Here is an 11,121-nt window from a genome sequence, read left to right on the forward strand (position 1 = left end):
GAAAGCTTGAGTCGGTTCGTGCTTGCTTTTTAGACGGCCAAAGAACTTTGCAGTGACATTGGATTTCGCAGGAATCACCGAATACGTTTTGCCCGGAGTTTTTGCGCTTTGATCTTCCAGTTTTTCCCGAACTCGCTCAGGATGCTGAACGTCAAGGATCTTTTCAAGCACATTTTCAATCTGGGCCATTTCCGGGTCCGCGCCTCCTTCCGTCTGCATCATAATCATCATTTCTTCGAGACGGTCAACTTTTTCTGACCCGTGAGTGATGGGCTCGCTTGTTGACGCTGTACTCTGTCGCGAAATTGGCTCGTAGGTCTTTTGCGTTGAAATGGCTTTGTTGATCGCTTCGAGTTTTTGATTGATTACCGCTTCGTTAGAATCCAGTTCATAGTTCTTTTCTCCTAAAGAATGATTCACAAAACCCATTGAATCTCTTTCCTGAATTTCCGTGATCGTCCTTAGCCTGAAGTATGGGTCTGTTCGCTCTGCTTCAGCCTTCCGCAAAGAATCCTTCTGAGCCTGCTGATACAAGCTAAGCTTATCCCAGCCTTTTGAATTGTCCGGTAACTTTGCATTAGGTAGCTGAGTATTGAGTCCGTTATTTGCGTCAGGCTCATTGGCGTGTACTCCCTTACCTCCACCGAGCGCCCAAAATAGCATCACTATAAAGGGCGCTAACAACACGGGCAGCATCATATACAATGACTTTTGCCGTTTGAATTTTTCTGTACTTACTTTCATATTATATCATGGTTTTAAACCTTTTGATTTCTGAGAAAGCGGAATGAAATGCAGCGATCGTTCGTATTGCTTTAATTCGTTCATGGTAATTTCTTTCCACGCATCGCTCTTCTCATATGCATTCTCTCCATAGCTGATATTTCGGTTAATGAACAGCCTCGCATCCTTGTCCACAGCAACGTAAAACGAATCAAACTCGCCATCAACCTCACCTTTCATTTTCCCTAACGGAATCAATGATTCACTTTTCAAATTCTTTGTCATAGGATTTATGTTTGTCGGTTCTGTAATGGATTGACCACGCAAAAGGTCCGATTCTTCGCTGCTGAACAATCCTCCAATTGTCCCGAGACAGATCACGGTACTGGCGATCACGAATAGTATCACCAACCATCGCTTGACCGGGTGACTGAGTTTGTTGAATTTTCCGTTCGCCTTTTCAATTACCCTCCCTTCCAATTCCTTGTATTTTCTCTTATATCTATTGAGCATACTTCTTTAGCGATTTTCAACTTTGATATCCTTATTCTCAATTGTATTCCATCTCTCGATCAGAAACCCATGTGAATTGTTATCTGAACGCTCCACGTTTCTTAGTTTTCCTTCGGTAACGAGGCTCCTGGTCACAATCGATGTTGCTCTTGTGATGATCTGGCGTGCGTAGCATTTAAATGAGATAGGTACCTGATTTACATCGATGCGAATACTATCGACTAAAACCTCCTGACTGATGTTGCCTGAAATAATATTTGCATAGTATCCGTTCTCCCGAAGGTTATCGTATTGCTTCTTTGCTGATGCGTCAGCGAGGTAAAGAGCCTTTTTGATATTTGCCTGAATTGCTTTGTCGTCAGGAGAAAGCGTAAAAAAGAAATAATGGAACATTGTGACGTGATCACGCGCCTCTGCGGAAACGTTGTCCTTTCTTTGGGATGCAAATGCCTCGAGCACTTTGCCATTAGCAAGAATGTAAACTTTGGCTTGCGTGTCCCTTACGATTTGAAAGGCGTTCATGATCGCGAACGATGCTATGGCGAGGCAAACTATCAGGAACACTATCGAGAATAGTTTGATGTGCCTGAACGCGGTGTCTATATTTTTAAATTGCTTGAACATTCATTTATAATTTTATTGACCTGAAACTTTTTTATGCATGAAACCCCCTTCGGATTCTTTCTTGATATCTGGATTCTGGATGGCTGTGCTGAATTTCGAAGCGAAATGATCATGCGTGTTTGGCTTGGACAGGTCGAGTGAGTTGACCATTGCCCTGCCGCCATTCATTGTTGAATTGGCAGCTGAATGAACGCCACCAGAAAAGAGGTTTGTTGTTTTAAAGAGCAGCACATTGCCACCGCCCGCGTGTACTATGTAATTGGCTATGCTTGGAACTGTGAAATACCCAACAATGCCGATAACCATGAAGATGAGATAAGCGGTGTCTGTTGAACTAAAGAAGGTGTCACCATATTTTTGAACCTGAGCAATGTCCACGTTCAGCATGTTCTCCTGAATCTTGCCGATGATGCTACCGAAAATGTTCGCTACCGGCAACCATAAAAACACGTTTATATATCGTGCTATCCAAACCGTTAGCGTATGATGAAGACCATCAAAGACAGACAACCCGAAAACGAGCGGACCCAGAATTGCTAGTACGATTAGGTAAAAAGTCCTGATGGTGTTTATGCATAGTCCCGCAGCCAGGTAGAGCACATGCAGAATCTCCGACATCCATTGTTTTATAGAGTTCCGGAAATTGTAAGAAGCTTTCGCCATAGCGAACTTGATGTCATTTCCGATACCTTCCAGGAAACCTTCTTCCGTGCCTTCAGGATGTGAATACCGGTACCACTTCTCTTTATCGCCATCGCCATCAACGCCAGCATACATCTGCCAATAGGGAGTCTTTTTGATTGCTTCCTCTTTTCGTTTAAGCAATTCAGTTATCGAGGCGTTTGAGCCGGATACCATTGAGGCGGTACCGGTGACGGTGGGATTTAGAATTGAATTGATCAACGCCAGGACTGAAGGAAAAATCAGTACGCAGAAACCAATGACAAACGGTCTAAGCAACGGGTAGAAGTCCACAGGCTCGGCATTCGCGATGTGCCTCCATATCCTTGAGGCGATATACCACATCGCAGCAAAGCCCGAGATGCCTCTCCCGACATCAATCAACTGACTGCACAACGGAAGCATCTCATCATACAATGTGTCGAGCACGCTTTGGAGATTCTGTATTTCGCTACTCTGCGCCACTGAAACTCCGGGCAATAGAATTCCCAGTACCACCACGGTGGTCGTAACTACTTTTGTTTTCATTGATTGATTTTTAGTTGTTTTCCGTGTTCAGTTTCCTTACCGCGTCAACGTCACTCTTTTCCTTCGCCCTCTGAATGATCAGCATTTGCGTGCTGTTATTGAAGTGTCTGAGAAAGCTTGCCTTATCCACTATATCGAAATAGATTCTATCAATCGCCATCAACCGTTCATCATCGCTCATTCTTAGCTGTGAGGCAGTGATGATGAGTGTCAGTTCCTCCAGGTTTTTTAGGCTGCGTTTCACGAGATGTTCATAAACATTTGTGATGTAGCGGATTTCCTGTGGCGTGAGATTGTCATCATCCTTAAACCGGTTGAAGGCACGTCTGTACTCCTTCATGAGCAATTGCTGATATGAAATGATTTGTGGAATCCTCTTGTACTTTCGCACCGTTGGACTTACCGATAGCAACCCATCCAGAAACACCTGATGGAGCTTGTAATTTCCTTCCGCGATACCCTTTATTCTATTATAGCCTTGAGTCAAAATCTTATAACCCTTGTACATGTTGTCAAGGATCTCTTCCAACTGTTTTAGCTTCTCATAGTTTAGTAAGAGTTGCGCGGCCTCCTGCGTTTGTCCATAGGCAAAGACCGGGAACATTAAAAAGATAACAAGTCGTTTCATATTCCCTCATTCGTTGATATTGCTCTACCCATCTCCACATCGTGCGCGTCCTTCTCCCGTTGTAAAATCAGCAAACGGTTTGCATTGAAATATTGGCGGGTGAAATGAAAGCGTTCTTTTGCTTCATTATAAAGGGCGATTAGCCTGCTGATTCGTTCATCATCTTTCATTTCAAGTTCCCCATCTGTTACCAGAGACTTTAAGTTCGCTATGGATTCATCAGATAACGCCAACATATTATCGCACACAAGGAACACCTGTTTCTTTTCATCATTTGTTAGCTGGTCGCTTTCAGCGGCATCTTTCCGAATGCGCTTAACGAGTTCGATGATCGCGGTCTCGTAATACATTGTAGTCGACACCTTTCCTGAATTGCTAACCAATTCGTTCACCTCACGCAGTGATCCAAAATATTCCTTGTGTGAGTTGAAATTTCCTTCTTTGATGTCGCCAACCAGTCGCATTCCATTTTTAACAATGGTGTATCCTTCCTTCAGATATTTCAGATACATCTTCAAGGCAGCGATCTGCTGAATGAGGTACTTTTTCTGTGTTTTCTTCTGGCGGAACCATTCATTCCAGGTTTGTGATTGCGCAGCGCTTCCAACAAACAGCAACAATGACATTATTAGAATTCTGTATTTCATAGTCCGTAAATCTTTTTAACTGTTTCTATTTCATGCTTGTCTTTTGAGCGGCTCAAGCTGAGTCTGATGTTCTGAACATTGAATTGTTTCAGGTCATGGTAACTCCGCTCAATGCTCCAGGAAGCCTGATTGATAATTTCGAGGCGCTTGCCATCTGTCATTTGTGTATCAAAGCTGTTTACAACATTTAACATTTGGTCAAGGCTCTTAACGCTCTCCTGAAGGATTCCAGAATACACTCGATACATGTATTTCAATTCATCATTTGTGAAGTTGTTGTCCTTCTTTAATATCTCCCATGCTCTTTTGTACTCCTGAACAAGCTGGACTTGTCTTGACATGACCTTTCGAACTAATTCATAAGTTTCAATAGCCTTTTTAACTTTCCAGAGTTCCTCGTAGTACTGCTCGTAAAGTTTCTTGTGCTTGTCTGTCCATTCCGCAATCTCCTTCAGCTTTAGCTCATTAAGTTTATTCTCGAGCACCTTCTGAGCGTTTTGCAACCAGATCGTTTTATTCTGGAGCCGCTGAATCATCAGATCAACGGCTTTAATAACTTTCTTAACTCCTTCTTGAATGATCTTGGCAATCGGTATCGCGGCTTCTGCCTCACCAATTGAACTGATCGACATTGGCACTGAGAGAACAAGTGCAACAAATAGTTTCTTGATGTCCATAAATGTTTTCTTTAAGCTGCCTTTCCTAACCTGATGTCATTCGCCAATGCTGTTATACCTTTACGCAAGTCACCGCCAAATCTCCTCGCGTACTCCTGAACCTTCATTTTCTCTGATTCTTCAGTAGTGTAAGCGAGGTACTCTTCCAATGAAACTTCCGTTGCATAAACCTTTGACTGAACCCCACCCAGGCTGATAAACACTTCCTTGTACTTCCGCCTCTGATCATTACTCTTGTTGATCGAAAGCACAAGCGCCTTTTCTTTATCGGTCAATCCAAGTAGCTGCTGAATCTGCTCGAACTTGTTCTGGTACTTGCTTTGGTCAAGAAGAATCTTGCAGTCGGAATTATTAATAATGGCCTGTTTGACTACCGGAGAACTTATAATGTCTTCAATCTCCTGGGTAACAACAATCGCTTCTCCGTAGAACTTCCGAACAGTTTTAAAAAGATATTTGATGTATTCTGCCATCCCTTCCTTGGCAATTGCCTTCCACGCCTCCTCGATCAGAATCATCTTGCGAACGCCCTTGAGCTTTCTCATCTTCGAAATGAAGACTTCCATTACGATAATTGTAACTACCGGAAACAGGATCGGGTGATCCTTGATGTTGTCCAATTCAAACACAATAAACCGTTCCTTAAGCAAGTCAAGGTTTTCAGTCGCATTCAACAGATAGTCGAATTCGCCTCCCTGGTAGTATGGCCGGAGTACATAAAGAAAGTTCTCGATGTCGAAGTCCTTCTCTTTCACTTTGTCTTCCTTTAGCACCCTCACAAAAACATCTCTCAAGAATTCATAAAAAGTATTGAAGCACGGGAAGATCTTTGGATGTGTCTCCAGAAACTTGTAATAGGTCTGCAAGGCTATTGAGAGCGCCACATATTCCGATCGATGAAATGTCTCATCGTCTTTTTTCCAAAGCGCAAGAAGCAAGGTCTTAATGCTCTCCTTCTTTTCGGTGTCGAGCGCGTCTCCCGGTGAGATGTAGAATGGATTGAACCGAATTGGATTCGATTCGTCATAGGTGAAATAGTAACCTTTAACAAGATCACACAGGCCTTTATACGAGTGTCCAACATCCACCAACACGATGTGCGTTCCCTGCTCATAGTATGAGCGCACCATGTGATTAGTAAAGAAGGACTTTCCGCTTCCGGACGGGCCAAGGATAAACTTGTTCCGGTTTGTGCAGATTCCCTTCTTCACAGGTTCATCTGAAATGTCAACATTAACAGGAAGTCCGGTGATGCGATCACCCAAACGAATTCCTACCGGGCTGATCGATGACCTGTAATTCGACTCAAGATTCAGAAAGCAACTAGCTTGTTCCGCAAAGGTGTCGAAGGTGTCATTCATCGGGAAGTCAGCTTCATTGCCTGGCAGACCCGCCCAAAATATCTGAGGTGCTCCATCCGTTTCATGCTTGGCTGTGGCATCCATTTGCGCGAATGCAGACGAAACCATTGTCTTGATGTCTTTCAGCTCTTTTTTATTATCCGACCATACCAGCACATTGAAGTGCGCTTTTACCGGTAGCCTTTGGGACGCAATCGTTTCGTTCAGAAAATCATTTGTGGCATCGCGGCTGATTGCGTTCTCCCTCGAGTATGCAGCCAAAGATTGAAGTCGGAGTCGCTTGCTTTCCAACTGCTTCACCGTCTTGTGAACATCCTGGATAAAGATGTACTGATTGAAAATGTGGTTACATGGAAGTAGCTGACCTAACGGAGATGAGAACCCAACACTGAATTTCGTTTTGTCGGTCGAATAACGATCATAATTGATTCGAGAACCACACAATCCGGGAAGATCTTCGACATCCGCCAATGTGAATAATTTGCAGTAGTCATTTCCAATCGAAATTCCTTCTTTGAAAGAAATGTCTTTGATGATAGGAATGGAATCCGGTGGTTGAAGGAAACAATACTGCTCAAATATCCCAGCTTTGAATTTTCCGCCCGTGAGTTGTTCACCCTTCAAGCGCTTCAACTTTGCGAAACCACTATCCTGCAAGATTCTTTCAAATTGGCCCACGCTATCGAGAAACTCCTGCAACCTCTGCGGGTTAGTCGTCTGTTCGGGGGATAAGCTATTTTTCAATAGCGATGACGTCAAAGAGTTTGATGTTCGGCCATCTGCTGGCATCTGAGTAAGCATGATATAGCACTTGTGATTAAGAAAAGGCCTCTCGTTAAAAAACCTTTCACTTGAATGTGACAGGAACGAGAGCACCTTATCTTCAAATTGCGCTTCAAATCGTTTTGCAACGAACCAATCCTGCTTGTGAAAAATGGAATTTGCAGGCAAAACCTTAATAGCCTTAATCAAGGTGTGATGGAATGATTCGTACTCCTGATCCGAGAGCGTAAAAATTTCTGGAAGCTCAGCTTCAAAAGCAATCGTGACGTCACCTCGTTTTGAGAGAATGCAGTCATACTCCACTTTGTATACTGGAAATATTTTCTCCAATTGAATCTCTGGTCTCATTGGTTCTGATTTTGAAGACTTAAAAACAACACGCGTGAATTAGTGGTGAGTTGCTGCGGTATATTTCGAGCGCCAGCTTTCTTGAGTAAACCGTATTGCCCATACTTGGCGCTAAGCCGATAGACAGACATAAACAACGCGGTACCTAGTACAAGTATTAAAGCAAGACAGATGAACATGTTGACGCCTATGATATATAGCACGGCAAACAGAATGAGGAGACAAAGCAGACCTACACCGAGGTATCCGATGTACTGAGCCTTCAATCCCTTGAACTCTATTGGCTTGTTAATACCCTTATTGATGGAATAAACACTTGTCGCCATTTTGAACGTGTTTATAATCCGAAGAAGGAACGCAGTACTGTAGCAACGATCACGAGGAACACGCAACTGCCGAACCAGGCTGCGGCAACTTTGCCGGTATCAGGATCACCACCATTCCATTTCTGAAATACTTTCACTGCTCCGACCAATCCGAGCACCGCACCGATGGCGTACATAAGTTGTGTCCCTGTATCAAAATAGCTTCGTACTTGTGTTGTGGCTTCGTTGATACCAGCGTTGCCATCCTGGGCGTTTGCAGTAAATGCTATTGTGAAGCCGTAGACCACGAGAGCGACTGCAAGAGCACGGCCTTTCTTCATTGAAAACTGAATGAATCGATTTTTCATAATATTTTTATTTGATGTTATTTCCAGAGTGATTGAAGTTCCTCGAGGGTGATTTCGAAGCTGAATTGATCCACAGCGTTTTCGTGGATAAAGAGATTGATCGAATGCTGATATTTTGTGCCTTTGAGCTGAGAGTAGCGCTCGATGAGTGTACCGATCATGTCAAGACTCTCAGCCTTGTTTTTCTGATCGTCTGTGATAAATTGAAAAAGATTCTTAAGCTCCTTGAGAGCATCGGCAACAGTCCCAACGAGCAAGTTTTGTTCACGAGCGCTTTCTGACACGTTGATATCGGAAGTTGAGACCAGACCCTCGTTTGGCTCGTCCTCGATACCTTCGTCTTCCTTGGTCTGACCGATAAGTGAAAGTGATTTCCGGGTAGGTGACTTAGTCGGAGCTTCTGGAGCTTGTTCGTGGTCTGAGAAGCGGGAGCGGATTCGATGTCCATAGTAGATGACAGCGAGCACAGCATAGTAAATTGCAGCGATACCCGACAATACAATCAGGAACTCCTGCCATGAAATTGATTTTAGCATAACCTTCGTGTTTGTTACGAAGGCAAAACTGGTGGCGTGAAAAGTGGGCCTTTCACTATACGATCCCAGATGGGAAAGATTTTATTAAGCGGCCGCTTTTTTATAATTTAATATGATGACACTTGATCAAACTGACTCTAAGCTGTTCGAAAACGCAACTTTCATGGGAGTAGCGCTTTATGATAAATATTTGAAGTCACATTCATTACAAAACGCACGGTATGGATCGCTTTATGACCAATTTGGTCCGTACCTCAGTGCGGTAGAACTAGCGGAGAGCCAAATCAAACTAACCAAGGAGTTTAAAGAACTTATCATGCATATAGAAAGTCATCAACTGATTAAGCCTTTGCTTGGCAAAAGCATAGGGACAGAAGCAGGAATGGCTATGTTAAAATCAGAGAGTTTTGTCATCAAATCGATTCGACACTACTATGAAAACACGATTGAGGTGTCTTCACGAACATTCCAAGAACATTTCATACAAGTTGATAAATATTTGTTTGATGATACTGTTCCTCTTAGTTGCTGGGTTCTCATTTTAAATTTTGAGTACGAAGATTCAAAAATTGACTTCTCTGAAACACTTAGGATCCGGGAATTAAGTGAACTCGAGCTTTTGAAAGGAAGATTAAAACGGGATGGTGTCGATAACCTAAATTACTCCTTTGCTAAGGAAAACCATTCAAGGTTTATTGTTGAAAAGGCCATCCCATTCAAAAAGGAAGTTTCGACAGTGAGTAGAGTCTTTAGTGGAAGTCCCCGGGTAGATTGGAAATCTATTTCACTTGAATTTCGAAGAGTTCTGAATTCGCTCAGAATACTTGATCACTCTGATGTACGATACAATGGAATTAGGCATTCCGAGTTCAAAACATTTTATCCAGGCGGTGGCAGCCAATCAATACATGAAGCCGTGCCGAGTATAAAATCGCTTGAATTTCTCGATTTAAAGAAAGCGCATACCAAAAAGCTACTTCATTATCACGACCTGCTAGTCAAAAAAGAGAATGACTTTAAGGTTCCAGTCAACCGGCTAACCTACAGTATTGACAGGAAGGAATTAGAAGATCGTCTCATTGATAATATAATTGGACTCGAAGCGATATATCGGAGTTCGGGCAGTATGCATCTAGGGCTAAGATGCGGAATGACGCTTGAACCCAAGGACAAGCAAAAAGCCAAGGAGATATATCTGTTTGTTGACCAGATGCGCGATCTAAGAAATAAGGTTGTGCATGGATCAAGCCTGCAGAAAGAAGGTAAAGACCTAAACTTGGAGAATATACAAAAACTAACAGGGCTTCTGCGCGCATCAATTCAATTGAAACTAGAGGATGAAAGTTTATTCCCTTCTGAAAGTAAGGAGTGGAATGAACTCTATTTTAAATAACGACTTATAATTTACTTAAATGCAATTGCCACTTGACACATATATAGCCGGCCGCAAAACCATTGGGGATTGGCTCGTAGTGAGAGCTTCATTGGACGATTTTACACTTCACGACATTTGGGCAAAAGTTTTTGATGATTATTTCATCAATCGACTGCAAGATCGATATCTGGCTCCATTGGACTCCATCAAATCAGGTGGTAGCTACGTTGGAGAAGGATTCGCTATAATGGCTATTATATGCTCACTCATTGAATTCATTGAGAGTACTTATCAGGGAACGAATTACAAACATCGCAGAAGGGGAGATCCGCCTTTGCAGCCGTTCGAGTACTCAGGGAGCGAGTCGTTATTTTCGGACTTTTTAACCGGTCACGAACCTTTTCGATCATTTTTCGACAGGCAGCTAGCCACTTCATTTTATAAAAACGTTAGATGTGGCTTACTTCATGAAGCCCGTACTAATGGGCGATGGACCATTTGGGGAAAGTCCCACAACGGGTCGTTGCTACAGTTGCAGGGGCAGGACTTTATCGTTTTTCGAGATAATTTTCATAGTGCAATTCGGAATTTTATTGAGGTTGAATATAAGCAAGAACTCATATCGTCTGACGAGAGGAAATCCGCTTTTCTCAGAAAGTTTGACCGGTTGTGCTATGAATAGTTAATTATTTGGAGGCCGTTGATCGTTTTCATCAAGTCTCTGCAGTAACACTTTTTTTAATTGATCAATAAAATTGGTCCTTCCACTTTTGCGCATTCTGATTTCTTGAAATGCCTTGTAATAGTTTCCCAGATCAACATTGAAGATAGTCTGTAGTTGTTGCGCTACTTGCCTTATGTCCGCATTCGAATGATTGAATACTCCCGCAGAATGCAGGCTATACATTAATTCAACCAATGCGGTTTTAGGTGCGGTCCAAATCAGTGTCCGCTTTGGTGCTTCTTCAAATCTTGATGTTGCATATTTGTTTTGCTCCAACTCTAACAAACATCGATTGAGGTA

The 11,121-nt window shown here is 42.8% G+C and carries 13 protein-coding genes and 1 pseudogene; 2 read left to right on the forward strand and 12 right to left on the reverse strand.

All coding sequences use genetic code 11. The features are described 5' to 3' along the window. From KK060_RS23725 to KK060_RS23775, 11 genes and pseudogenes are all read right to left on the reverse strand, one after another. Positions 1 to 744, reverse strand: a pseudogene (locus tag KK060_RS23725) (hypothetical protein); the annotation flags it as partial. A 6-nt stretch (positions 745 to 750) separates the two neighbouring features. Further along, a complete protein-coding gene (locus tag KK060_RS23730; protein WP_254157575.1) occupies positions 751 to 1,236 on the reverse strand; it encodes a hypothetical protein in 486 nt (161 codons plus the stop codon). 6 nt (positions 1,237 to 1,242) lie between these two features. Further along, the gene (gene traK, locus KK060_RS23735) at positions 1,243 to 1,860 is read right to left on the reverse strand and encodes a conjugative transposon protein TraK (protein WP_254157577.1); all 618 of its coding nucleotides are present in this window, start codon (positions 1,858 to 1,860) and stop codon (positions 1,243 to 1,245) included. Between the two features lie 12 nt (positions 1,861 to 1,872). Continuing rightward, the gene (gene traJ / locus KK060_RS23740; RefSeq protein WP_254157580.1) at positions 1,873 to 3,042 is read right to left on the reverse strand and encodes a conjugative transposon protein TraJ; all 1,170 of its coding nucleotides are present in this window, start codon (positions 3,040 to 3,042) and stop codon (positions 1,873 to 1,875) included. 37 nt (positions 3,043 to 3,079) lie between these two features. Then, complete coding sequence (locus tag KK060_RS23745) at positions 3,080 to 3,697, reverse strand: TerB family tellurite resistance protein (RefSeq protein ID WP_254157582.1); 618 nt, start codon at positions 3,695 to 3,697, stop codon at positions 3,080 to 3,082. Further along, positions 3,694 to 4,344, reverse strand: coding sequence for a hypothetical protein (locus tag KK060_RS23750; RefSeq protein ID WP_254157584.1), 651 nt, complete (start codon positions 4,342 to 4,344; stop codon positions 3,694 to 3,696). Before KK060_RS23750 ends, KK060_RS23745 begins: the two co-directional genes overlap by 4 nt. Next, entirely contained in the window at positions 4,341 to 5,021 is a 681-nt protein-coding gene (locus KK060_RS23755) for a conjugal transfer protein TraI (protein ID WP_254157586.1), read from the reverse strand. Before KK060_RS23755 ends, KK060_RS23750 begins: the two co-directional genes overlap by 4 nt. Positions 5,022 to 5,032: 11 nt before the next feature. Further along, positions 5,033 to 7,513 (reverse strand): TraG family conjugative transposon ATPase, encoded by a 2,481-nt coding sequence (locus tag KK060_RS23760; RefSeq protein ID WP_254157588.1) that lies wholly within the window; start codon positions 7,511 to 7,513, stop codon positions 5,033 to 5,035. Beyond that, entirely contained in the window at positions 7,510 to 7,839 is a 330-nt protein-coding gene (locus KK060_RS23765; protein ID WP_254157590.1) for a DUF4133 domain-containing protein, read from the reverse strand. Before KK060_RS23765 ends, KK060_RS23760 begins: the two co-directional genes overlap by 4 nt. 11 nt (positions 7,840 to 7,850) lie before the next feature. After that, positions 7,851 to 8,186 (reverse strand): DUF4134 domain-containing protein, encoded by a 336-nt coding sequence (locus KK060_RS23770; protein ID WP_437124583.1) that lies wholly within the window; start codon positions 8,184 to 8,186, stop codon positions 7,851 to 7,853. Between the two features lie 17 nt (positions 8,187 to 8,203). Continuing rightward, positions 8,204 to 8,722: a hypothetical protein gene (locus KK060_RS23775; RefSeq protein WP_254157592.1), complete on the reverse strand. Its 519-nt coding sequence runs from the start codon at positions 8,720 to 8,722 to the stop codon at positions 8,204 to 8,206. A gap of 112 nt (positions 8,723 to 8,834) precedes the next feature. On the opposite strand from KK060_RS23775, the gene KK060_RS23780 reads away from it, so the two are divergent. Together KK060_RS23780 and KK060_RS23785 are read left to right on the forward strand one after the other, a co-directional pair. Then, a complete protein-coding gene (locus tag KK060_RS23780) occupies positions 8,835 to 10,115 on the forward strand; it encodes a HEPN domain-containing protein (protein WP_254157594.1) in 1,281 nt (426 codons plus the stop codon). Positions 10,116 to 10,134: 19 nt separating this feature from the next. Beyond that, the gene (locus tag KK060_RS23785) at positions 10,135 to 10,779 is read left to right on the forward strand and encodes a hypothetical protein (protein WP_254157596.1); all 645 of its coding nucleotides are present in this window, start codon (positions 10,135 to 10,137) and stop codon (positions 10,777 to 10,779) included. Here the strand turns inward: KK060_RS23785 and KK060_RS23790 are convergent. Next, positions 10,780 to 11,121: RteC domain-containing protein (locus tag KK060_RS23790; RefSeq protein ID WP_254157598.1), on the reverse strand; the 342-nt coding region annotated here is incomplete at its 5' end. It abuts the gene before it with no gap.

It is taken from the genome of Chryseosolibacter indicum, assembly GCF_018598585.1.
In the GTDB taxonomy this organism is placed as follows: Bacteria; Bacteroidota; Bacteroidia; order Cytophagales; family Cyclobacteriaceae; genus Chryseosolibacter; species Chryseosolibacter indicus.

Coding starts and splice junctions, on each gene's coding strand:
- KK060_RS23780 (WP_254157594.1), top strand. CDS start 8,835: ATGATGACACTTGATCAAACTGACTCTAAGCTGTTCGAAAACGCAACT.
- KK060_RS23750 (WP_254157584.1), bottom strand. CDS start 4,344: ATGAAATACAGAATTCTAATAATGTCATTGTTGCTGTTTGTTGGAAGC.
- KK060_RS23745 (WP_254157582.1), bottom strand. CDS start 3,697: ATGAAACGACTTGTTATCTTTTTAATGTTCCCGGTCTTTGCCTATGGA.
- KK060_RS23770 (WP_437124583.1), bottom strand. CDS start 8,186: ATGAAAAATCGATTCATTCAGTTTTCAATGAAGAAAGGCCGTGCTCTT.
- KK060_RS23760 (WP_254157588.1), bottom strand. CDS start 7,513: ATGAGACCAGAGATTCAATTGGAGAAAATATTTCCAGTATACAAAGTG.
- KK060_RS23785 (WP_254157596.1), top strand. CDS start 10,135: ATGCAATTGCCACTTGACACATATATAGCCGGCCGCAAAACCATTGGG.
- traK (WP_254157577.1), bottom strand. CDS start 1,860: ATGTTCAAGCAATTTAAAAATATAGACACCGCGTTCAGGCACATCAAA.
- KK060_RS23775 (WP_254157592.1), bottom strand. CDS start 8,722: ATGCTAAAATCAATTTCATGGCAGGAGTTCCTGATTGTATTGTCGGGT.
- KK060_RS23730 (WP_254157575.1), bottom strand. CDS start 1,236: ATGCTCAATAGATATAAGAGAAAATACAAGGAATTGGAAGGGAGGGTA.
- KK060_RS23765 (WP_254157590.1), bottom strand. CDS start 7,839: ATGGCGACAAGTGTTTATTCCATCAATAAGGGTATTAACAAGCCAATA.
- KK060_RS23755 (WP_254157586.1), bottom strand. CDS start 5,021: ATGGACATCAAGAAACTATTTGTTGCACTTGTTCTCTCAGTGCCAATG.